Genomic DNA, 21,750 nt, shown 5'->3' on the forward strand with positions numbered 1-21,750 from the left:
CACGGCGCGAAGCTGCTGTACGCGTACTGCAACGCCACCGTGCCGCGGATCTCGCTGATTCTCCGCAAGGCGTACGGAGGTGCCTACATCGTCATGGACTCCCAGTCCATCGGCGCCGACCTCACCTACGCCTGGCCCACCAACGAGATCGCGGTCATGGGCGCCGAGGGCGCGGCCAACGTGATCTTCCGCCGCCAGATCGCCGAGGCCGAGGACTCCGAGGCCATGCGCCAGAAGATGGTCAAGGAGTACAAGGCCGAACTGATGCACCCGTACTACGCGGCCGAGCGCGGCCTGGTCGACGACGTCATCGACCCCGCCGAGACCCGCGAGGTGCTCATCAAGTCCCTGGCCATGCTGCGCACCAAGCACGCCGACCTGCCGTCCCGCAAGCACGGCAACCCGCCGCAGTAGCGGCCCCCAGTCCTAGGAGACCTGCCCCATGTCCATGCCCGACATCCGCGTAGAGAAGGGCAACGCCGAGCCCGAAGAGGTCGCGGCCATCACCGCCCTCCTGGTCGCTCGCGCCGCCGCCCAGCCGTCCGCCCCGGAGGCGGCCCGCCAGTCCCGCGCTGGCTGGCGCCGTCTGGAGCGCCAGCACGGCTTCCGCGCCCCGCACTCCTGGCAGGGCTAGCCCGGCCGCACCGCAGCGGAGCGCACCCGCCAAGGCGTGAGCCCCGTCCCTCCCGGGACGGGGCTCACGCCTTGTCTGCTGTCTCTCAGCGGATCAGTCGAACTCGCCGTGCAGCGCCCCGAGTTTGAACGCCTCCCACTCGTGGGCGGTGAAGCGCAGGACGGGCCCGTGGGGCGCCGCCGGGTTGCGCATGGCCACCGCGCCGCCTCCGAGCGAGGCGACCTCCACCGGGCCGCGGGAGGCGTCTCCCGGGGCTCTCAGCCAATCGGCACCGGAGAGATCGAGAGCGTAGAGCCGTTCTTTCTCGATGTCCGGATCCATACGTGTACTCATAGCGGAAGAACTCCTGAGTTGACGCTTGAAATGAATGCGCCCCAAGAAGGTGAATCGAACACGATCGCGCCGAACCCGCGGTTTTTCGTGTCCCGGACCGCTCGGCGGTTACCGGTGAGTTTCGCGTGCTCCACGCAGCCGTTGGACGCGCCACTGAACGTGCTTTTGTGCCAGGCCGCCGACCCGATCTCGCGGAGCGAGGCGGTGGGTGCGGAAGTGGGGGGCATCATGATTCGCTCTCTTGCTTGATTCGGTCACTGAGGTACCGGCGGGACTCTGCCGGAGAAAGCGCGGCGGCCGTCAGGTCGTCCCACGCCTTGGTGTAAGTCTCCACGTCGGGCCGCTGTTCAAGGAGCGTGCCGCCGGTCATGTGCTCCAGCCATGCCACTTGTACGGGCGGTTCGCCGCGCATGGTGAAGAGCGTATAGGGAGCGTACTGGGAGAGCGGAAGTGTGATCTCCAATGGCAGGATCTGAATGGTGACATTGGGCAGCTCGCCGGTCTCCATGAGGTGTTCGAACTGCTCACGGATCAGCTTCCGCGGACCGGGGATACGGTGCAGCGCGGGTGTGTCGATGACCACTCTCAAACGGAATTCGTTGGTTCCGCTGAGCAGATCCTTGCGTCTCATCCGAGTCTTCACAAGAGGTTCCACCTTATCCGCGTCGGCTGCCGCGGTGAATATCTCGCGCATATATGCCTCGGTCTGCAGAAGACCAGGAAGAACGGAAGGCTCGAAGGACCGGACGAGCGAGGAATCAGCCTCCAGGGTGAGGTAGTCGCGCAGGTCGTCACTCAACAGGGGGCCCTGGCCGGACCACCAGTCGACTTTGTGGACGTCCCGGGCCAGTCGCTTGAGGTTGGCCCGCTGCTGTTCGTCCGTGACTCCGTACAGGTTGAGCAGGGTCGTCAGGTCGAGCTGGCGGATGCCGCGTTTGCCGGTCTCGATCTGACTGATCTTCGGCTGCCCGCACTCCAGTGCCAGGGCGGCGTCGTTGACCTTCAGGCCGGCTTCATTGCGCAGCCGCCGCAGTTCTGCTCCGAGTCGGCGGCTGCGCATCGTGGGCATCTCGCTCTGGGACATGGCCACATGATGTCCCGCCCCCTCGGGCCACACAACTGTCATATGCAATCCCTTCGCAGCGGCAACATACTCGCACGTAATACTTGCCTAGGGCATAGTTTCGGCGCCATGCTGGTGAGGCAACGCCCGTTGTCCGCAAGCGAGTTGACCGCCAAGGAACCCCCGGAGGGGTAATGCCGGACCAGCCGACGGATGAGATCGAGCTGTTGGACATGCTCGATCGGCCGTGCGCGATCCGTATGGAGTACAGCCCGCACCGACTGGAGCAGATCCGCAGAATCGTGGGCGCCCGCCTGCGCTGCTGGGGACTGCACAAGCTCGTGCACGACACGTCGTTCGTGGCCACGGAGCTGTGCAGCAATGTGCGGCACTGCGACGACAGCACGTTCGACTTCGTCATCAGCCGGACCGCCGACGGCGTGCGCCTCGAGGTGGCGGACACGTCGCCCGAGATGGTCCCCGTGCCCACGGAGCCCCCGGACTTCTTCCAGACCGGAGGGCGCGGCCTGTTCCTGGTCGCCGCCCACGCCTCGGCCTTCGGCATGACACCGACGCCCACCGGAAAGGTGGTCTGGGCCGAGCTGGGCCTGGGGGACGTGGACGCGGGTGGTTGCGACTGATGACGCAGGGGCCGGTCCGCCGGCCCCCCGCAGGAGACCGGGTGTCGCCCTGGCCGTCGTCCTCACGGACGGCGGTGAGGGTGGCACCATTCTGCATCTGTGCGTGGTCATGCGAATCCTCTGTGTGGTCGAACGCGGACGTGCGTCGGTGCCGCCTCCGGCACGGGCCGCACGGGCGGCCGGGACGGGCGGGCGGGCACGAACGGGCGGGACGGCCGAGCGGGACCGGAACGGGGCGCGTACGGCCCGCAGGGCGGGCGACGCGGGGCCACGGGGCTGTCCCGCACGGGTGGCTGCCGTCGAACAGGCCCTGCGTCGCGATGAGTTCGCGGCGGCGGGAAGCCGGCGGCTGCCGTGCTGCGCCGGGGGCCTGGGCGCCGGGTCCGCACGAGGCGGACGTCGCTGAAGGGGCTCGGCGCACCGGGTGGGCGGCCGGGAAGCCCGGAGGACGGTCAGGAGGGCGTCGCCGGGGCAGGGGCGACGCGGGACCGGTCGTTTGCGCGAGCAAGGGGTGGGGCCCCGTCGCGCGGAAGCACTAGGTGTGCGCGGTCTCCGTCACGAGACCGGAAAGCCTGCGGATGCCGCGGTGGGCGGCGGTGCGGACGGCGCCGACCCGCTTGCCGAGGATGTCGGCCGCGCGCTTGGCGTCCAGCCCGACGACGGCGAGAAGGATCACCGCCTCGGCCTGCTGCCGCGGCAACTGGGCCACGAGGGCGAGGGCACGCTCGGTGCCCATGGTGTCCAGGACCTGCGTCGGGGTGTCGTCGGGCGCGGGCCGCTCCTGGACCTTGCTCAGGTCGTCCAGGGCCTCGGGCCGGCGCTTGTGCCAGCGGACGTGGTCCAGCGCCCTGTTGCGCACGATCCGGCTGCACCAGCCGTGGAAGCCGGCGCCGTCACCCCGGAACGTGTGCAGGTCCCGGGCGATCTGCAGCCAGCTGTCCGACAGGACGTCCTCGGCCTCCGTCGCGCCCACCAGGGCCCGTCCGTAGGCGAGCAGCCGTGGATGCAGCGTCTGGTACACGGTGCGAAAGGCGCCTTCGTCCCCTTCCTGTGCCTGCTGGACCGCGTCGTGCAGGAGGCAGCACTCCGCCTCGCGGATGGTGGTCTGCGCCGCTCTCTGCCGGGTGGTACTAGGAGGCCGTTCGGATCGCGCGACCGCGGCACCTGTTCCGGTGACCGCGGTGCCCGAGTACGACAAGCTCATCGGATGGCTCCGCTTCCTGCTCAGTTCGCCCTGAGACGGGCGGGCGCCATACATCGTCCCGCCCCCATGAGGTGAGCGCGAGAGCGCGCGAAAACATCACAGCGGCAGGTATGGGGATTCGGTCAGTTGTGCCCTGCGGACATCTCGACTGAACTCCACCTATAACCAAAGGTGTTACTGCGCGTACTCACTGCTATCGGGGGCGCGACCCTTGGGACAGCCGCGCGAAGGGAGGCTGTGAACGCTCGTGCAGCATGGCCGAGAAGCAGAGGAACGGCCTCCGGAAACCGGCGGGAAGCGGGAACGACAACGCCCCGCCGGTACGGACCGGCGGGGCGAAGGTGCGAGCGTGATCGCCGTGCGGCTAGCGCAGCCGCGCCATGAGCGCGTGCTCGACGAGCGTGATCAGTGTCGACTTGGCGTCCGCGCGGTGCCGGGCGTCCGTCGTGATGATCGGGGTGTCCGGGCCGATCTGGAGTGCCTCGCGCACCTCGTCCGGGTTGTACGGCTGGCTGCCGTCGAAGCCGTTGAGGGCGATGACGAAGGGCAGGCCGGAGTTCTCGAAGTAGTCGACCGCGGGGAAGCAGTCGGCGAGGCGGCGGGTGTCGACGAGGACGACGGCGCCGATGGCGCCGCGGACCAGGTCGTCCCACATGAACCAGAAGCGGTCCTGGCCGGGGGTGCCGAACAGGTACAGGATCAGGTCCTGGTCGAGCGTGATGCGGCCGAAGTCCATGGCGACCGTCGTGGTCGTCTTGTCCCCGGTGTGCGTCAGATCGTCGATCCCCGCACTCGCCGAGGTCATCACGGCTTCGGTGCGCAGCGGGTTGATCTCCGACACGGCGCCGACGAAGGTCGTCTTGCCGACGCCGAAACCGCCCGCCACCACGATCTTCGCGGACGTGGTGGAACGACTTGGAGTTGCCGGCCCTCCGCTAGAGCTTGCGAAGTCCACTGAGCACCCTTTCGAGCAATGTCACGTCTGGCTGACCGCCGGCGCTCTCGTCGCCGCCGGGCTGATGGATGGCGACCAGGCCCGCCTCCGCGAGGTCCGCGACGAGAATCCTGGCCACACCGAGAGGGATCGTGAGGAGGGCCGAGATCTCGGCCACCGACTTGATCTCCCGGCACAGGTGGCAGATCCGCTGGTGCTCGGGCAGTTGGCCCTGCAACTGGTGCGGCTGCGCGGTGGTGTGCACCAGCGCCTCGATGGCGAGCTGGTATCGCGGCCTGGTGCGGCCGCCCGTCATGGCGTACGGGCGCACCAGGGGATTGTTCTTCGCAGGGGGTGCGGGATTCGCGTCGGGGCGCGGCTGCGGCTGCACGGGCTGGATGCGCGGTGCCGACGGCTGGTCGTAGGGACCGGGCTGCCGGGTCGGCCGGGCGTGGCTCGGCGCGGAGGGGAAGTTGTACCGGTTCTGCGACCCGTCCTCGTGGCCGCGACCACGGCCGCCCGCGCCGGTCTGGCCCTGGGCAGGGCCGTAGGGCGGCCACTGGGCCGACGAACCGCTCGGGGGTGTTGCTGAACCAGACACGTACTTCCTCCTCCGACTGCGCTGGGCACCATCACTGTGGAGCCGCGTCCCGAAACCTTACGGCCACGAGGCGCGAAAACGCACCGCCTGTCTGCTAGTTGAGAAGGCTCCCCTGAAGCTCCGCACGCAGGTCGGGCGTGAGAACCGTGCCCGCGCGGTCGACAAGAAGGGCCATTTCGTACCCGACGAGGCCGATGTCCGCCTCCGGGTGTGCGAGGACGGCGAGCGAAGAACCATCGGAAATGGACATGATGAAGAGGAATCCTCGCTCCATCTCCACAACTGTCTGGTTCACCGAGCCACCCTCGAAGATGCGGGACGCGCCCGCGGTCAACGAGGTCAGACCCGACGCGACCGCCGCCAGCTGGTCGGCACGGTCGCGGGGGAACCCTTCGGACATCGCCAGAAGGAGTCCGTCGGCGGAGACCACCACCGTGTGGGACACCCCGGGGGTGTTGTCCACGAAGTTGGTGATCAACCAGTTCAGGTTCTGTGCCGCCTGGCTCATCGGGCTCACACTAACGCTCCTGGTTGTAGGTGCTGTCAGGCCCATCGGGATACCCGCTGACCTGGCCGTTCGTATCACTGTTGCCTTCACTGCGGCCCCGCTGCACACCACGGCGCAGGTTGCTCAGCCTGCCCCGTACGTCCTCGGGGGCGCGGGAGATCTGGGGACCACCCTGGGGTGTCGCCTCCGCGGTGCCCTCGACCAGGTTGGCCTTGGGCACCCGGCGCGGAAGACCGGAGGAGGTGACTCCGCCCGCCTTCGGCTTCTTCAGGCCCTCCGCACGCTCCCAGCGCTCGTCGTTGGCCGAGCGCCAGGTGTCACTGTCGCCTTCACCGGTGTCCTGTGCCGGGGTTTCCTCGCGCTGGGGGGCGCTGGATCCGCGGCGCGGCAGACCGGCGTCGGTCAGATCGCGCGGGACGGACGGGGAGGGACCGGCCGGGGTCGCGGGAGTGTGCGGGTCGAAGCCTACGCTGTCCCGCTCCGCCGCGGCAGGGTCCTGCGCGGATTCCGCTTCCGGGGCGTAGGAGGAGTGGAAGTCGCCCCGGTAGCCCTCCTGGGCCTGCCAGTCGGACTGCCGCTGCGGTTCCTGGAAGGCGCTGAAGGTGCTCGGCTGAGCCTCCGCATAGCCGCCCTGCCGCCCGTAGTCCGCCTCGTAGCCGCCCTGCGGACCGACGGGGTGGCCGTGCTGGGCCGGTGCGGAGAAGTCGTAGCCCGACTGCTGCGCATCGTCGTACCCGCCCTGCGGCTGGCTGTCGTAGGCCGACTGCTGCTGTTCGTCGTACGCGATCTGCTGCTGGTTGTCGTACCCGAACTGCTGACCGTCGTACGAGTTCTGTTCGGGGTAGCCGGGCTGCCGCTGGTCCTGCTGCGGCTGCTGGGGCTGGACCTCGTCGCGGAACAGCGGGCGGTCCTGATCGTCCGCGCCCTGCGTCTGGGCCTCCAGGGCCGCACGGCGCTCCTCGCGCATCAGGGAACGGCCGACCGGGTCGAGCTCGCGGGCGTCGTCCGGGACCTCGTAGCGGCTGTCGTCGAAACCGAGTTCGGCGGCGGTGCGCAGCGGCGCCTTCTCGAAGGCCGGCTGCTGCGGGATCATCGTGGAGACGGTGAACTCGCCGTACTCGCCCGAGCCGCCCTGCTGGTGGTCGCCGCCACCGCCGTGCGTGATCACGTCCGGGAGCATGACCAGCGAGGTCGTGCCCGCCTGCTCGCCCGAGGGGCGCAGCTGGACGCGGATGCCGTGCCGGTCGGACAGCCGGCCGACCACGAACAGGCCCATGCGCTGGGAGATCGCGGCGTCCACGGTCGGCGGGTTGGCCAGCTTGTGGTTGATGTCCGCGAAGTCCTCGGCGGTGAGGCCGATGCCCTTGTCGTGGATCTCGATCATGACGCGGCCGTCGGGGAGACGGGTCGCGGTGACGCGGACCTTGGTCTGCGGCGAGGAGAACGAGGTCGCGTTCTCCAGCAGCTCGGCGAGCAGGTGCACGAGGTCGGTGACCGCGCGGCCGTGGATCTCGGCCTCCGGCACGCCCTGCAGCTCGATGCGCTCGTACTGCTCCACCTCGGAGGTGGCGGCACGCAGCACGTCGACCAGCGGGACCGGCTGGTCCCAGCGGCGGCCGGGCTCCTCGCCGGCGAGGACCAGGAGGTTCTCGCCGTTGCGGCGCATACGGGTCGCGAGGTGGTCCAGGCGGAAGAGGCTCTCCAGCTGGTCCGGGTCGGCCTCGTTGTTCTCCAGGTCGGTGATGAGGGTCAGCTGGCCCTCGATCAGCGACTGGTTGCGGCGCGACAGGTTGGTGAAGATCGCGTTGATGTTGCCGCGCAGGAGGGCCTGCTCGGCGGCGAGCCGGACGGCCTCGCGGTGCACCTGGTCGAAGGCGCGGGCGACCTCGCCGATCTCGTCGGTGGTGGTGATCGGGATCGGCTGGACGCGGGTGTCGACGCGGCCCGGCTCGGTGCGCGAGAGCTGGTCGACCAGCGACGGCAGCCGCTGCTCGGCCACGTCGAAGGCGGCGGAGCGCAGGCGGCGCATCGAGCGGGACATCTGGCGGGCCATGAGCCCGGCGATGAGGAACGCGGCGAGGACGGCGAGCACGGTGGCGCCCGCGGTGATGTACGCGTCGCGCTGGGCGTCGTCGGCGATGCCGGAGGCGTCGTTCACGGCCCGGTCGATCAGCTCGTTCTCGACCTCGGTGTAGCCGTCGAACTTGCTCGTGGTCGCGTACTGCCAGGTCTCCGGGGTGACGCCCTTCGCGGCGAGGGCCGGCGGGGTCTGGCCCTGGGCGACCGCGGCGACCATGCCGTCGTAGACGCTGCCGTCCTTGCTGGGCAGCTTCGTGGGCAGCTTCTTGCCGGCGGCGGCCGCCTTCTGGACGAGCGCCGGGTACTCCTTGACGCCCTCGGCGGCCTTCTCCTTGAAGACCTGCTTGAGCTTGGCCACGTCCGCGGGCTCGGCGCCGGAGACGAACTCCTGCAACGCGATGCCCTCGAGGTACGTGTACGAGTTGAAGGAGACGACCTGGCGCTGGAACGTCGCCTTGTCGGTGCTGGGACGCACCAGCAGGTGCATGCCGATGGAGCGGTTGAGCGACTCGGCGGCCTTGGCCAGCTGGATCGCGTAGACCGTGCGGCCGTACGCGGTCACGTTGCTGTTGCCGAGGTTCAGCTCGTTGGCGACTTCCATGAGGTAGTGCTGGACGGAGACATAGCCCTCCTCCGTCTTCACCGGGTCCATGTCGCGCCCGTACGCCTTCTTGCGCAGGACGGCGAGCTGCGGCTCGGCCTTCTCGATGAGTCCGAGGCGGCGCTGGAGGCCGGCGTTGTCGGGGGCGCCCTTGATCTCCTCGGCGAACGCGGCCTTCGCCTCGTCCGTGGCGGCGTACAGCTTCTTCACGGCCGCGGAGTCGCGCTCGCCCGACAGGATCGGCTCGGCCGACAGGTCGCGCTCGTTGAGCAGCGCCTGCCCGTACGCGGCGGCGGCCTTGACGATCTTGGCCGTCTTCTCCGCGTCCCGGGCCTCGTTCAGGGTGTCGATCGAGCCCTTGACCTGAAAGCCGCCCATGACGAGGGCGACCAGTACCGGTATGAGCAGAATCGCGTTCAGCTTGGTGGGCACCCGCCAGTTGCGCGGGGACATCCGTCCGCCGGACGGTGCCGGCGCCACGGTCTCGGCCACGGGTGCGGCCGGCGCCGCTGTGCGCGGCGGCGGGGTGAAGTTGCCCCGTGCCGCGGACGCGGGCTCGGGGCCGTTCTTGCTTCGCCTCACTCGACCAACAACCTCTCGGCGTCGGCACCTACGTTGTGCCGCGGTATGTCTCCAGGCCCGTTCTTACTGGGCAGTTCAGCGCATTCCAGCACGTCAGGAGGCGCACTTCCAAACAGTCGGAAGCGGAACCCCGCAGTGATCCATGCCCCAGATAAAACGGTCATAAAGAGCGAGCCCCGCCAAAAGGCGGGGCTCTTGTGAGCGCAGTGGAACCGGGTGTGCGCGACCCGTGGTGGGACCCCTGGAATTCTCTGTCGAAACGTTATGAACACAGGGGCCCCGCGTGTCAAAGGCCACAGGGGCCTCCGGAGGGCCTACGACAACTGCCGTATGGATCCAGCCACTTGATGACCGGTTTTCAGCCGCCCGCGGCTACTTCAGCCGGGCCATCAGCGCGTGCTCGACCAGCGTGATCAGCGCGCTCTTTGCATCCGCACGGTGTCGCGCGTCGGTGGTGATGATCGGCGAGTCGGGCCCGATCTGGAGCGCCTCGCGGACCTCGTCGGGCGTGTAGGGCTGGTGTCCGTCGAAGCCGTTGAGGGCGATGACGAAGGGCAGGCCGGAGTTCTCGAAGTAGTCGACCGCGGGGAAGCAGTCGGCGAGGCGGCGGGTGTCGACGAGGACGACGGCGCCGATGGCGCCGCGGACCAGGTCGTCCCACATGAACCAGAAGCGGTCCTGGCCGGGGGTGCCGAACAGGTACAGGATCAGGTCCTGGTCGAGCGTGATGCGGCCGAAGTCCATGGCGACCGTGGTGGTCGTCTTGCCGCCGGTGTGCGTGAGGTCGTCGATCCCGGCACTGGCCGAGGTCATCACGGCCTCGGTGCGCAGCGGATTGATCTCGGAGACCGCACCGACGAAGGTCGTCTTGCCGACGCCGAAGCCGCCCGCCACCACGATCTTCGCCGATGTGGTGGGACGGGGGTCCGCGCCGAGCGCGCCGTCAGAGCTTGCGAAGTCCACTGAGCACCCTTTCGAGCAGAGTCACGTCCGGCGCACCGCCGTTGGCCTCGTCGCCACCCGGCTGGTGGATGGCGACGAGCCCGGCCTCCGCGAGGTCCGCGACGAGGATCCGGGCCACACCGAGCGGCATCGACAGCAGCGCCGACACCTCGGCCACCGACTTGACCTCGCGGCACAGGTGGCAGATGCGCTGGTGCTCGGGGAGCAGGGTCACCAGCTGCGCCGGGTCGGCGGTGGTGGAGACGAGCGCCTCGATGGCGAGCTGGTAGCGCGGCCTGGTCCGGCCGCCGGTCATCGCGTAGGGGCGGACCAGCGGCTGGTCGCCCTCATGTCCGTAGCCGGCATGTGCGGCACTGCCGTACGGATCGTGAGGAGCGGTGGGCGGGGTCATGGATCCTCCGGGCGGGACGGCGGGGTCGGGGCCTGCCGTCTGAGGGTGGGCCGGTGGGGGAGTTGTGACGGCCGGACGGGGGTTACGTAAGTGCTGTGGCATTCGGGCCTGTTGGTGCGTAAGACTTGGTGCGTGGCCGGGGTTACCGGCCGTCACACGCGCCCTGGGTCGGTCAGTGGAGCAGGGTGCCCTGCAGCTCGGCACGGAGATCCGGGGTGAGGACGGCGCCCGCGCGGTCGACGAGGAGCGCCATCTCGTACCCGACGAGGCCGATGTCGCACTCGGGATGCGCGAGCACGGCCAGCGACGAGCCGTCCGAGACGGACATGATGAAGAGGAAGCCGCGCTCCATCTCCACGACCGTCTGATTCACGGGTCCGCCCTCGAAGATTCTCGAGGCCCCGGCCGTCAGCGAGGTCAACCCCGAGGCGACGGCCGCCAGTTGGTCCGCGCGGTCGCGCGGGAACCCTTCCGACATCGCGAGCAGCAGACCGTCCGCGGACACCACCACCGTGTGCGAGACACCCGGTGTGTTGTCCACGAAGTTGGTGATCAACCAGTTCAGGTTCTGTGCCGCCTGGCTCATCTGGCTCAACTAACGCTCCTGCTGGTGAGTGGGGCGAGGGTAGCTGCCGGTCTGGCCGCTGTTTCCGGCCTGCCGGCCCTGCTGGATGCCCCGACGGAGATTGGTCAGCCGTCCGCGCACGTCGTCGGGCGCGCGAGAGACCTGGGGTCCGGCCTGGTGCTGCTGTTGTTCCTGGGCCGTGCCCGCCACGAGGTTCGCCCGCGGGACACGGCGCGGCAGACCCGAGACGGTGACGCCGCCCGCGGCGGGCTTGCGTACCCGCTCGGCCTGACGCATCAGCTCGTCGTTCGGGGACTGTCGCCAGTTCGCCTGGTCCTGCCCGGCGTCGGGCACGGCCGGCGCGGCCGACGTGGGCTCGGGGGCCCGCGCCCGCAGACGCTGCGGCTCGGCGGGGGCCTGCGGCCGGGACGGCGCCGCGGACTGCTGCGGACCACCGCGCTGCGGGAGCTGCTGCCCCTGGTGCGGCTGCTGGTCCTGCGGCCGGCTCTGCTGCTGACCCTGCTGACCCTGCTGACCCTGCTGTGCTTGCTGGGCCTGCTGCTGGCCGTGGAACCAGTTGGTCTCCAGGGTGTCGTACAGCGGCGTACGCCCGTCACCCGGCTGGTCCGCCGGCGGCAGGTAGCCCTGCTGCTGGGCGGGCTGCGCCGGGATGCCCTGGTCCTGACCGCGGTTCTGACCGCCGAAGCCCTGGTTGTCGAAGCCCTGATTGCCCTGGTTGCCGTAGTCGCCACGCTGGCGCGGGGCGGCCGGGCGCTCGAACTGGCCGGTGCTCGCGGGGTCCTGCGGACGCTCGTACTGGCCCGTGTCGTACTGGCCGTTGCGGCCGGTGTCGTACTGGCCCTGGCCCGTCTCGTACTGGCCGGTCTGGAACTGGCCCGTCTGGAACTGGCCCGTCGGCGCGGGCTGGTCCTGACGGCCCTGCCGCCCGTTGTCACGGAAGGCGCCGAAGTCCTGGCCGTTGTCGTACGCGCCACCGTTGTACGAACCGCCGTTGTTCTGCGGGGCCGGGGCGGCATTGCCCGGGGCACCGCCGAACACGTCCGAGCGGACGAACTGACCGGTGCCCCGGCCCTGACCCTGGCCCTGACCGGGACGCCGGCCCTGCGGCTCGTCCTCGATCCGCGGGAACTGGGTGGTGGAGTCGACGGCGCCGAGGGAGTCGGTCTCCTCGTGGCCACGCGGCGCGTCGAGGTTCGGCTGCGCGTTCTCGTCGCTCCAGCTCGGCACGCGCGGCGCCGGGTTGCCGCCCGGCAGCTCGGCGCGCGGGCCGCCGCGCGGAGGCAGCACGGGACGGCCGCCCCGGCCCTGGTTCTGCTGACCGCGGCCCTGGTCGCCGGGGGCGCTGTGGGTGCGCTGCTGCGGCGGGACGGGAGCCGGCGCGTTGAAGGCGCCGGTGTTCTGCGGGTCGTTCTGCTGGGCCCGTACGGGCTGCGGGGCCCGTACGGGCTGCGGGGCCTGGGGCGCCTGCGGGTTCTGCGGGGCGGGGGAGCCGCCGTCGCGGGCGGGCAGCGCCGCCCGCGGACCGCTCTGGCCCGCGCCGACCTGCGGCCGCGACGCACCGGGACCGGCACCAAGCCGGCCCGCGGAGCCGTTGCCGGGACCACCCGCGCCGGGACCGCCGAGAGCGGGGCCGCCGGGACCACCGGGACCGACACCGCGGCGCGCGGCGGCGGCACCGGCCGCGGCCTGCGCGGCGGCGGGACCGCCGGAGCCGCCCGGGCCACCGGGCTTGCCGGGAAGCTTCTTGCCCTGGGCGACGTCGACGGGGAGCATGACCAGCGCCGTCGTACCGCCGGAGTCCGAGGGACGGAGCTGGATGCGGATGCCGTGTCGCTGGGACAGCCGGCCGACCACGAACAGACCCATGCGGCGGGAGACCGACACGTCCACGGTGGGCGGCGACGCGAGCCGCTCGTTGATCGCGGCGAGGTCCTCGGGGGAGAGGCCGATGCCGGTGTCGTGGATCTCGATGAGCACGCGGCCGTCGGGCAGCGCGTGACCGGTGACCTTGACCTTGGTCTGCGGCGACGAGAACGACGTCGCGTTCTCCAGCAGCTCGGCGAGCAGGTGCACGAGGTCGTTGACGACGCGGCCGGCGACGTCCGTGGCGGGCACGGAGGCCAGCTCGATGCGCTCGTACTGCTCCACCTCGGACGCGGCGGCACGCAGCACGTCGACGAGCGGCACGGGCCGCGTCCAGCGGCGGCCGGGCTCCTCACCGGCGAGAACGAGCAGGTTCTCACCGTTACGGCGCATGCGGGTCGCGAGGTGGTCGAGCTTGAACAGCGAGGAGAGCTGGTCGGGGTCGGCCTCGCGGGACTCCAGCTCGGAGATGAGCGAGAGCTGACGCTGGATGAGGCCCTGGGAGCGGCGCGAGAGGTTGGTGAACATCGCGTTGACGTTGCCCCGCAGGAGGGCCTGCTCGGCGGCGAGACGCACGGCCTCGCGGTGCACGTCGTCGAAGGCCGCGGCCACCTGGCCGATCTCGTCCCGGGAGTGCACACCGACCGACTCGACCGAGGTGTCGACGTCCTGCGGGTCCGACTCGGACAGCTGGGAGACCAGCTCGGGCAGCCGCTCCTGGGCGACCTTGGTCGCGGTGTCCTGGAGCCGGCGCAGCGAGCGGATCATGGAGCGGGCCACGACGAACGCGCCGACGAGCGAGACGCCGAGCACAAGCAGGATCAGCGCACCGTTGATGATCGCCTGGCGCTCGGAGGCGCTGCGCAGCTCGCGGGCCTGCTGCTCCATCTCGTTGAGCAGGGTCGTCTCGATGGTCGACATCTGCGTGATGCGCGCGGTGTCGGCGTCGTACCAGTCCCTGTACGACCGCTTGTCCTGCGTCTTGATGCCGTCGGTACGGGTGAAGACCCGCTCCGCGTAGTTGTCCGCCGCCTTGATGGTGGCGTTGTTGTCCGTGAGCGGCTTGAGCAGTTCCTCGGCGGCGACGGGGCCGTACACCGACTGGAACGTGGTGATCGCGTTCTTCTGGTCGCTGAGGGCGGCCTGGCCGTAGAGCCGGTCGGTGTCGCTCAGCGAGCCGAACGTCTTGCCGTTCTCCGGCAGGGCGGCCGCGATGACGGCGCGCTGCTCGGAGGCGTACTCCTTGGCGTTGGAGAACGCGGCCAGCGAACGCGTGCGGTCGATCATCTCCGGGCTGCTGGTCGCCTGCGCCATGTCGGTGGAGAGCGAGAGCAGGTTGTCGATGATGCGGCTGTACGCCTCGACGGTCTGCGAGGTGGGGCGGCCCTCGGCGTAGGCCGCGGCGCGGATCTTCTTCAACTGGCCGAGCTGTGTGGCGATCTGCACGGCGTGGTCGCGGACGCCCTTGAGGCTCGACTCGTTGTCGCCGTCGACGGCGTACGTCCCGTCGAGGAACGCCTCCTCGGCGGTGTCGGTCTGCTGACGCGCCTGCTTGACGTCGTAGTTGGTCGAGGCGGCCTTGGGGTCGTTGGCCAGCGGGCCCGCCGACTGGTCGCGCTCGGTCTGCAGCGCCGAGGCCAGCGAGGTGGCCTGCTTCGTCATCTCGGTCAACAACTTCATGTTGTCGAGCTGATCGATGTCGTTCATGGACTCGGCGATGCGCAGCGCGCCGAGCGAGGTGGCCGCGACGACGGGCAGGGCGAGCAGCGACACCAGACGGGTCGAGATGCGCCAGTTGCGCAGCGCTATTCGGGAGCCGGGTCCCGTGGGTGCCTTGGGCTTGGCGGCCTGGGGCTCCGCGGGCGCGGCCGGGCCGCCCGTCGTGGCCGAGCGCGTCTCGCGCTCGCCGACGTCGACGGACGCCGTGCGTCCCGGGTTCTGGGCGTGCGGGGGCTGGGAACCGCCGGCTATCGGGCCGGTCCCGCCGTGCGGCTCCGGCTCCGCCGCAGCGCTGCCATCCCTGTTCTTACGTCCCTGCACTAGCGTCGCAACCTCTGGACCAGGCGCCTCGCCCGCGAGGACGGACAAGACGGTGTCGGCGTAGTTCGAGGGGCGACCTGAACGCCCCCCAGTTTGGTCGTGAGTGACCGGCGCTGGCTCCCCCTCCCCGCCGCAGTCCGGCGCGGTCTCGCGCCCGGTGCGCCGGTTCGATCCCGCGACGGTCCCGGGAATTCCAGCACAGTGCCGGATCTCCAACAAGGCCCGAGGGGCACGGCACACCCGCCGTGACGGCTTGTGCAGGGAGGGTCACAAGACGTAGAAGATGATCTAGTAGAAAACGGGCATCGCCGGGCGTTTCACTTACGGCAGGGGGGTGTCCCAGTCGCCATGATCGGCAGCGGAATGGTGGCTTCAGGTACGCAATGTCCGTTTCTCTGTGCGGGATTGGCCGGGCGAAGTGCCCCTTTTGCCTACCTGCTCGTGAGCAAACTCACATGCGCTGGATCGCAACTTCCCGGCTTTCGACGGGAATCAGATGTTTAGCCTGACGCTTTACAGGGATGGCCCGCCCGACAACCGAGAAGGTTCCTGAGCACTGTCATGAAGACGACGATGATCTCCCTCAACCTTGCCAACCCGCGCCGCACGACGCTGGCGCACCTCAAGGACGCCGACGAGATCCAGGCCGCACCGGCCCTCCCGGAGCACTCGGCCGGGCTCCCCACGAACACGGCCAACCCGCGCCGCACGATCCTGATGGTCGCCCCGGAGATCACCCCGGCCGCCTGAGGCCGCCTGACGCGCCCGGCGGGGCCCCACCGCGTTAGCCTGGACCGGTCATATCCCACCCGGGCCCAACGCAAGCAAAAGGGGCGCAGCCACCCGTGCGCATCGCCAGATTCTCCATCGACGGGAACGTCGCCTTCGGCGCGGTCGAAGGCGACAGTCCACCCGGGACGACCGAGGGGCTCGTCCTCGACATCATCAAGGGCATCCCCTTCGCGGACTTCGAGCTCTCCGGCACGAAGGTCCCGGTCAACAAGGTCCGGCTGCTGCCCCCGGTGCTCCCGAACAAGGTGATCGCCTTCGGCCGCAACTACGCGGAGCACGCGAAGGAACTGGGCAACGAGGTCCCGGACGCCCCCTTCGCCTTCTTCAAGCCGTCGACCTCGGTCATCGGCCCGGGCGACGAGATCCAGTACCCGGGCTTCTCCGAGGAACTGCACCACGAGGCCGAGCTGGCCGTGGTCATCGGCCGCATGTGCCGCGAGGTCCCGCGCGAGCGCGTCAAGGACGTCATCTTCGGCTACACGGCCGCCAACGACGTGACCGCCCGCGACGTCCAGAAGCGCGAGAAGCAGTGGGCCCGCGCGAAGGGCTTCGACACGTCCTGCCCGCTGGGCCCCTGGGTCGAGACGGACCTCTCCCTCGCGCAGGCCTCCGACCTCACGATCCAGTGCACGGTCAACGGCACGCAGCGCCAGCTGGGGCGTACGTCGGACATGATCACGTCCATCGAGGACCTGATCGTCAACATCTCCGAGGCCATGACGCTCCTGCCGGGCGACGTCATCCTCACGGGCACCCCGGAAGGGGTCGGCCCCCTGAACGTCGGCGACGAGGTCGCCGTCACCATCGAAGGCATCGGCACTCTCACCAACAAGGTTGTCAAGCGTGGCTAGCGCACCCGTACGCGTCCGTTTCTGCCCTTCCCCCACCGGTAACCCCCACGTGGGCCTGGTCCGCACCGCCCTGTTCAACTGGGCCTTCGCGCGCCACAACCAGGGCACCCTGGTCTTCCGCATCGAGGACACCGACGCGGCCCGCGACAGCGAGGAGTCGTACGAGCAGCTCCTCGACGCGATGCGCTGGCTGGGCTTCGACTGGGACGAGGGCCCCGAGGTCGGCGGCCCGCACGCCCCGTACCGGCAGTCGCAGCGCATGGACATCTACAAGGATGTCGCCGACAAGCTGCTCGCCGCCGGCAAGGCCTACCCCTGCTACTGCTCCACGGAGGAGCTGGACGCCCGCCGCGACGCCGCCCGCGCCGCCGGCAAGCCGTCCGGCTACGACGGCCACTGCCGCGACCTGTCCGCCGAGCAGAAGGCGGCCTACGAGGCCGAGGGCCGCAAGCCGATCGTCCGCTTCCGGATGCCCGACAAGACGATCACGTTCACGGACCTGGTCCGCGGCGACATCTCGTACGAGCCGGAGAACGTCCCGGACTACGGCATCGTCCGCGCGAACGGCGCCCCGCTGTACACGCTCGTCAACCCGGTCGACGACGCCCTGATGGAGATCACCCACGTCCTGCGCGGCGAGGACCTGCTCTCCTCCACGCCGCGGCAGATCGCCCTGTACGAGGCGCTGACCGAGCTGGGCCTGGCGAAGTTCACGCCCCTCTTCGGCCACCTCCCGTACGTCATGGGCGAGGGCAACAAGAAGCTCTCGAAGCGCGACCCGCAGTCCTCGCTGAACCTCTACCGCGAGCGCGGCTTCCTCCCCGAGGGGCTGCTCAACTACCTCTCGCTGCTCGGCTGGTCCCTCTCGGCGGACCGCGACATCTTCTCGATCGACGAGATGGTGGCGGCCTTCGACGTGAAGGACGTCCAGCCGAACCCGGCCCGCTTCGACCTCAAGAAGTGCGAGTCGATCAACGGCGACCACATCCGCCTGCTCGACCCCAAGGACTTCGCGTCCCGCTGCGAGCCGTGGCTGAAGGCCCCCTTCGCGCCGTGGGCCCCGGAGGACTTCGACGAGGCCAAGTGGGCGGCGATCGCCCCGCACGCCCAGACCCGCCTCAAGGTCCTCTCCGAGATCACGGACAACGTCGACTTCCTCTTCCTCGCCGAGCCCGCCACGGACGAGGCGAGCTGGACGAAGGCGATGAAGGAGGGCTCCGACGCCCTGCTCGTCACCGCCCGCGAGAAGCTCGAAGCGGCCGACTGGACGTCCCCCGAGTCCCTGAAGGAAGCGGTCCTGGCCGCCGGCGAGGCCCACGGCCTCAAGCTCGGCAAGGCCCAGGCCCCGGTCCGCGTCGCCGTCACCGGCCGCACGGTCGGCCTGCCCCTGTTCGAGTCCCTGGAGATCCTGGGCAAGGACAAGACGCTGTCCCGCATCGACGCGGCGCTGGCGAAGCTTTTGTCCTGATCGGCATGGCATGAGGGAGGGGCGACGACCATCGCGGTCGTCGCCCCTCCCTCATGCCATGCGAAGCCTTGTCACCCGGCGGACACACCTCGCCAGCTGCTGCAGGTGCCCGTGACGACGGTTCCGTTGTCACGGAGACAAACCTTGAGGTAGACGGTCGCGGGCTCGCTGACGTTCTCGTTCCGCTCCTCGCAGGTCTGCGCGCCCCCACCGTTGTAGATCGAGTGCACCGTGCCGCCGCTTCCGACCTTCCAGTAGCCGATCACCCCGGCGCCGTCAGGCCAGTTGTCGCAGACGCGGAAGTCGTCACCGTCGTTCTGGAAATGTATGGAGCCCTGACCGGGGGAGGAGTACTTGCCACTCGCGTTTGAGTCGACCGAGTATTGGACTGCCGAAGCCGGCGTGGCCGCGAAGGCCATGGCAGCGGTCAGCGCAGCTGCCGCGCCGGTCCCGGCGAAGGTGCGCCGCTTGAAAGTTGACATGAGTCCCCCTGGTGTAAAAGTCGAACTGACTGTCGACGGATCTTAGATGGCTGAGGCTGACGGGGAGGATGTTTTCCCTCTTTCGGCGCTGCCGGACGTTGTCGGTGGCCCGGGTTACGGTGCCGAAGTCCGCTGCCGCCCGTGGCAGTCCGCCGAGATTCGACCCCGAGAAGGCACTGCCATGCCCATGCCCGCACGTGACTACGCGCGCTACTTCACCCCCGGCCACACCTTCACGTTCGAGACGGGCACGGTCGGCATGATCACCGTCCGCCCCGCCGGAGACCTGTGGCTGCCCTCGGGGCGCGTCGTCGCCTCCGACCCGTTCCTCACCCTCGGCGGCGGCGAGTGCGAGCCGTTCACGGTCGGCGTCGAGCCCGGCTGCTACCGCGTCGACGCCGCCGTCGCGACCCTGACCAACCCCGCCGAGCCACCAACCGACGCCCCGCACGAACGCGTCGCGGCCGCCCGCCTCGTCATACGCGACGAGCCCGTCGCCGCCTGGGAGCACGCCGTGCAGGCCGGTCAGGACACGGCCGACCTCGCCGACGACGAGTACTTCGGCTACGGCGTCGACGCGGGCGCCGGCTGCTTCTACGACGCCGAGTCCGACGACTCCTTCCCCGAGTGCGAGGGCGACGAGGGCCCGCTCTGGGACGCCTTCGAGGAGCACGACCACGCGCCCGGCCCCTACCTGGTCACGTCCCCGTCCACCGGCCACACGGTGGCCGCGTTCGGCTCCGGCTGGGGCGACGGCGCCTATCCGACCTGGATCGGCCGCACCGCCACCGGCGAGGTCGCCTGCTTCGTCACGGACTTCTTCGTGATCCAGGACCCCGAAGGCGACTGATCGACGTACGTTCGTGTCATGCCCCTCCGCGCCGTCGTCTGGGACATCGACGACACGATCTTCGACTACGCGACCGCCGACACCACCGGCATGCGCGCCCACCTGGCCACCGAGGGCCTGCTCGGTGTCTACGGAACCGCCGAGCGCGCGCTCAGCCGCTGGAAGGCCCTCACGCGCGAGCACTGGGCGCGGTTCGAGGCGGGCGAGACGGACTGGGAGAACCAGCGCAGGGACCGGGTGCGCGCCTTCGTGGGGAGCGCGCTGACCGACCCGGACGCCGACGCCTGGTTCACCCGCTACCTGGGCCACTACGAGGCGGCCTGGGCGCTCTTTCCGGACACCGTGCCGGCCCTCGACGCCCTCGCGGGCACCCACCGTCACGCGGTGCTCTCCAACTCCTCGCTGCACAACCAGGACCGCAAGCTGCGCGTCCTCGGCGTACGGGACCGCTTCGAGGCGGTGGTCTGCGCGGCCGAACTGGGCGTCGCCAAACCGGAGGCCGCCGGCTTCCACGCCGTCTGCGCCGCGCTGTCCCTGGCCCCGCACGAGGTCGCGTACGTCGGTGACCAGCCGGACACCGACGCCAGGGGAGCGGTCGAGGCGGGCCTCACCGGCATCTGGCTCGACCGCGCGGAACAGGGCGGACGGCCCGAACTCACCCGCATCACCGGCCTTGACCAGCTGGCTCCACTGCTGGCCGGGTAACCCGTTTTGGAGCGCCGGACACCTTCGGGTAATGTTCTTCCTGCGCCGAGGGGAGCGGGCCGAAAGCCCCGGAACCGGAAGCGCAAGCCGAGCAAAGTCCCCCAGGGGATGGCGTCACGGTGGCCTATGGTGTAATTGGCAGCACGACGGTTTCTGGTTCCGTTAGTCTAGGTTCGAGTCCTGGTAGGCCAGCTCGCAGAGCTCATCTGCAACCGTGGATTCCAGATCCACAAAGCCCCCGTTGTGTAGCGGCCTAGCACGCTGCCCTCTCAAGGCAGTAGCGCCGGTTCGAATCCGGTCGGGGGTACAGATCCTTCCCGCGAGGACGGCTATGGGTAGCTCCCGCCGACCTTGATGCAGGATCGCTAGGGCCCCCGTTGTGTAGCGGCCTAGCACGCCGCCCTCTCAAGGCGGTAGCGCCGGTTCGAATCCGGTCGGGGGTACTGGTCTAAACCAATATGGTCTAAACCACCATGGCCTATGGTGTAATTGGCAACACTACGGTTTCTGGTACCGTCATTCTAGGTTCGAGTCCTGGTAGGCCAGCTCGCAGAGCTCATCTGCAAACCGCGGATCTGATCCGCAGGGCCCCCGTTGTGTAGCGGCCTAGCACGCCGCCCTCTCAAGGCGGTAGCGCCGGTTCGAATCCGGTCGGGGGTACAAGACGAAGAGGCCCTTCCCGAGTGCGGGAAGGGCCTCTTCGCGTACGGTCGTTGATCCGCCCCGGACACAACTCCGGCCGGTCGCTGCGGCGTTGAAGCGACCGGCCGGGAATTGGCAGAGGTGGAGAGGGAGTTGTGGGTCAGCCAGTGCGGCGCAGCGCCTCGGAGAGGCGGCCCGCGGCGTCGATGACGGCCTGGGCGTGCATCCGGCCCGGGTGACGCGTCAGGCGCTCGATCGGACCGGAGACCGACACGGCGGCCACCACCCGGTTCGACGGGCCGCGCACCGGCGCCGAGACGGACGCGACGCCCGGCTCGCGCTCACCGATCGACTGGGCCCAGCCACGGCGTCGTACGCCCGACAGGGCCGTCGCCGTGAAGCGGGCTCCCTGGAGGCCGCGGTGCAGGCGCTCCGGCTCCTCCCAGGCCATCAGGATCTGCGCGGAGGATCCGGCCTTCATGGTGAGCGTCGAGCCGACCGGCACGGTGTCCCGCAGTCCGGACAGCCGCTCCGCCGCGGCGACGCAGATGCGCATGTCGCCCTGGCGGCGATAGAGCTGGGCGCTCTCGCCCGTCACGTCCCGCAGATGCGTGAGCACCGGGCCCGCGGTCGCGAGCAGGCGGTCCTCGCCGGCCGCCGCCGCGAGCTCCGCGAGGCGCGGGCCGAGAATGAAGCGGCCCTGCATGTCGCGGGCCACCATGCGGTGGTGCTCCAGGGCCACCGCCAGGCGATGTGCTGTGGGTCTTGCCAATCCGGTGGCCGCGACAAGGCCAGCTAGGGTCGCGGGTCCGGACTCCAGGGCGCCCAGGACAAGGGCTGCCTTGTCCAGAACGCCGACGCCGCTACTGTTGTCCATGCGTCGATACTCCCGTCTCACTCTGTGAAACGCAAGTTCAATTTCCCGTGGAACTTGCCA

At 69.8% G+C, this 21,750-nt stretch carries 21 protein-coding genes, 5 tRNA genes and 1 pseudogene; 13 read left to right on the forward strand and 14 right to left on the reverse strand.

All coding sequences use genetic code 11. The features are described from left to right. The coding region (locus tag K377_RS37595) for a carboxyl transferase domain-containing protein (RefSeq protein ID WP_272920631.1) at positions 1 to 414 on the forward strand (414 nt) is incomplete at its 5' end. 28 nt (positions 415 to 442) lie between these two features. Continuing rightward, positions 443 to 634, forward strand: coding sequence for an acyl-CoA carboxylase subunit epsilon (locus K377_RS37600; RefSeq protein ID WP_111668152.1), 192 nt, complete (start codon positions 443 to 445; stop codon positions 632 to 634). 93 nt (positions 635 to 727) lie between these two features. On the opposite strand, the gene K377_RS37605 is transcribed toward K377_RS37600, so the two are convergent. From K377_RS37605 to K377_RS37615, 3 genes are read right to left on the reverse strand one after another with little or no spacing between them, the layout of a single operon-like run. Next, positions 728 to 967, reverse strand: coding sequence for a DUF397 domain-containing protein (locus K377_RS37605; RefSeq protein WP_237551928.1), 240 nt, complete (start codon positions 965 to 967; stop codon positions 728 to 730). Further along, on the reverse strand, positions 964 to 1,197 hold the full coding sequence (locus tag K377_RS37610) for a DUF397 domain-containing protein (protein ID WP_309252265.1): 234 nt from the start codon (positions 1,195 to 1,197) through the stop codon (positions 964 to 966). The genes K377_RS37605 and K377_RS37610 overlap by 4 nt, the downstream gene beginning before the upstream one ends. After that, positions 1,194 to 2,051, reverse strand: a complete 858-nt coding sequence (locus tag K377_RS37615) for a helix-turn-helix transcriptional regulator (protein WP_111668225.1) — start codon at positions 2,049 to 2,051, stop codon at positions 1,194 to 1,196. The genes K377_RS37610 and K377_RS37615 overlap by 4 nt, the downstream gene beginning before the upstream one ends. A 173-nt stretch (positions 2,052 to 2,224) precedes the next feature. On the opposite strand from K377_RS37615, the gene K377_RS37620 reads away from it, so the two are divergent. Continuing rightward, positions 2,225 to 2,671 carry an ATP-binding protein gene (locus tag K377_RS37620; protein WP_111668154.1) on the forward strand — a complete coding sequence of 149 codons (447 nt, stop codon included), beginning with the start codon at positions 2,225 to 2,227 and terminating at the stop codon, positions 2,669 to 2,671. A gap of 535 nt (positions 2,672 to 3,206) precedes the next feature. Here the strand turns inward: K377_RS37620 and K377_RS37625 are convergent. From K377_RS37625 to K377_RS37665, 9 genes are all read right to left on the reverse strand, one after another. Beyond that, positions 3,207 to 3,875: an RNA polymerase sigma factor gene (locus K377_RS37625; protein ID WP_111668155.1), complete on the reverse strand. Its 669-nt coding sequence runs from the start codon at positions 3,873 to 3,875 to the stop codon at positions 3,207 to 3,209. A 364-nt stretch (positions 3,876 to 4,239) separates the two neighbouring features. Next, positions 4,240 to 4,830 (reverse strand): ATP/GTP-binding protein, encoded by a 591-nt coding sequence (locus K377_RS37630; RefSeq protein ID WP_111668156.1) that lies wholly within the window; start codon positions 4,828 to 4,830, stop codon positions 4,240 to 4,242. Next, entirely contained in the window at positions 4,811 to 5,410 is a 600-nt protein-coding gene (locus K377_RS37635) for a DUF742 domain-containing protein (protein ID WP_111668157.1), read from the reverse strand. Before K377_RS37635 ends, K377_RS37630 begins: the two co-directional genes overlap by 20 nt. A gap of 94 nt (positions 5,411 to 5,504) precedes the next feature. Continuing rightward, the gene (locus K377_RS37640; RefSeq protein ID WP_033321188.1) at positions 5,505 to 5,918 is read right to left on the reverse strand and encodes a roadblock/LC7 domain-containing protein; all 414 of its coding nucleotides are present in this window, start codon (positions 5,916 to 5,918) and stop codon (positions 5,505 to 5,507) included. A 10-nt stretch (positions 5,919 to 5,928) separates the two neighbouring features. Beyond that, complete coding sequence (locus K377_RS37645; RefSeq protein ID WP_111668158.1) at positions 5,929 to 9,180, reverse strand: nitrate- and nitrite sensing domain-containing protein; 3,252 nt, start codon at positions 9,178 to 9,180, stop codon at positions 5,929 to 5,931. A 372-nt stretch (positions 9,181 to 9,552) separates the two neighbouring features. Beyond that, entirely contained in the window at positions 9,553 to 10,143 is a 591-nt protein-coding gene (locus K377_RS37650; protein ID WP_111668159.1) for an ATP/GTP-binding protein, read from the reverse strand. Next, on the reverse strand, positions 10,124 to 10,534 hold the full coding sequence (locus tag K377_RS37655) for a DUF742 domain-containing protein (RefSeq protein ID WP_111668160.1): 411 nt from the start codon (positions 10,532 to 10,534) through the stop codon (positions 10,124 to 10,126). The genes K377_RS37650 and K377_RS37655 overlap by 20 nt, the downstream gene beginning before the upstream one ends. A 172-nt stretch (positions 10,535 to 10,706) precedes the next feature. Then, entirely contained in the window at positions 10,707 to 11,120 is a 414-nt protein-coding gene (locus K377_RS37660; RefSeq protein ID WP_111668161.1) for a roadblock/LC7 domain-containing protein, read from the reverse strand. Positions 11,121 to 11,129: 9 nt separating this feature from the next. Continuing rightward, complete coding sequence (locus K377_RS37665; RefSeq protein ID WP_111668162.1) at positions 11,130 to 15,023, reverse strand: nitrate- and nitrite sensing domain-containing protein; 3,894 nt, start codon at positions 15,021 to 15,023, stop codon at positions 11,130 to 11,132. Positions 15,024 to 15,584: 561 nt separating this feature from the next. Here K377_RS37665 and K377_RS37670 point away from each other — a divergent pair. The 3 genes from K377_RS37670 (at position 15,585) to gltX (ending at position 18,134) form a co-directional block, all read left to right on the forward strand. Continuing rightward, a complete protein-coding gene (locus K377_RS37670; RefSeq protein ID WP_111668163.1) occupies positions 15,585 to 15,773 on the forward strand; it encodes a hypothetical protein in 189 nt (62 codons plus the stop codon). Between the two features lie 95 nt (positions 15,774 to 15,868). Next, positions 15,869 to 16,666, forward strand: a complete 798-nt coding sequence (locus K377_RS37675) for a fumarylacetoacetate hydrolase family protein (protein ID WP_111668164.1) — start codon at positions 15,869 to 15,871, stop codon at positions 16,664 to 16,666. Further along, positions 16,650 to 18,134: a glutamate--tRNA ligase gene (gltX, locus tag K377_RS37680; RefSeq protein WP_111668165.1), complete on the forward strand. Its 1,485-nt coding sequence runs from the start codon at positions 16,650 to 16,652 to the stop codon at positions 18,132 to 18,134. The genes K377_RS37675 and gltX overlap by 17 nt, the downstream gene beginning before the upstream one ends. A gap of 71 nt (positions 18,135 to 18,205) precedes the next feature. Here the strand turns inward: gltX and K377_RS37685 are convergent, their stop codons facing one another. Next, positions 18,206 to 18,616, reverse strand: coding sequence for a hypothetical protein (locus K377_RS37685; RefSeq protein ID WP_146614825.1), 411 nt, complete (start codon positions 18,614 to 18,616; stop codon positions 18,206 to 18,208). Positions 18,617 to 18,797: 181 nt separating this feature from the next. Between K377_RS37685 and K377_RS37690 the strand changes: the two genes are divergently transcribed. The 7 genes and pseudogenes from K377_RS37690 (at position 18,798) to K377_RS37720 (ending at position 20,831) form a co-directional block, all read left to right on the forward strand. After that, the gene (locus K377_RS37690) at positions 18,798 to 19,466 is read left to right on the forward strand and encodes a DUF4241 domain-containing protein (protein WP_111668167.1); all 669 of its coding nucleotides are present in this window, start codon (positions 18,798 to 18,800) and stop codon (positions 19,464 to 19,466) included. 18 nt (positions 19,467 to 19,484) lie between these two features. Next, a pseudogene (locus K377_RS37695) lies at positions 19,485 to 20,203 on the forward strand (HAD family hydrolase). 88 nt (positions 20,204 to 20,291) lie between these two features. Next, positions 20,292 to 20,363: transfer RNA gene (locus tag K377_RS37700), tRNA-Gln, on the forward strand. A 42-nt stretch (positions 20,364 to 20,405) separates the two neighbouring features. After that, positions 20,406 to 20,478 (forward strand) — tRNA-Glu (locus K377_RS37705). Between the two features lie 63 nt (positions 20,479 to 20,541). Continuing rightward, positions 20,542 to 20,614: transfer RNA gene (locus tag K377_RS37710), tRNA-Glu, on the forward strand. Between the two features lie 31 nt (positions 20,615 to 20,645). Further along, positions 20,646 to 20,717: transfer RNA gene (locus tag K377_RS37715), tRNA-Gln, on the forward strand. Positions 20,718 to 20,758: 41 nt separating this feature from the next. After that, positions 20,759 to 20,831: transfer RNA gene (locus tag K377_RS37720), tRNA-Glu, on the forward strand. A 142-nt stretch (positions 20,832 to 20,973) separates the two neighbouring features. Here K377_RS37720 and ndgR read toward each other — a convergent pair. After that, a complete protein-coding gene (gene ndgR, locus K377_RS37725) occupies positions 20,974 to 21,690 on the reverse strand; it encodes an IclR family transcriptional regulator NdgR (RefSeq protein ID WP_055552755.1) in 717 nt (238 codons plus the stop codon). Positions 21,691 to 21,750: the final 60 nt, after the last annotated feature.

The sequence above is a fragment of the Streptomyces sp. PsTaAH-137 genome (genome assembly GCF_003259365.1).
Taxonomy (GTDB): Bacteria; Actinomycetota; Actinomycetes; order Streptomycetales; family Streptomycetaceae; genus Streptomyces.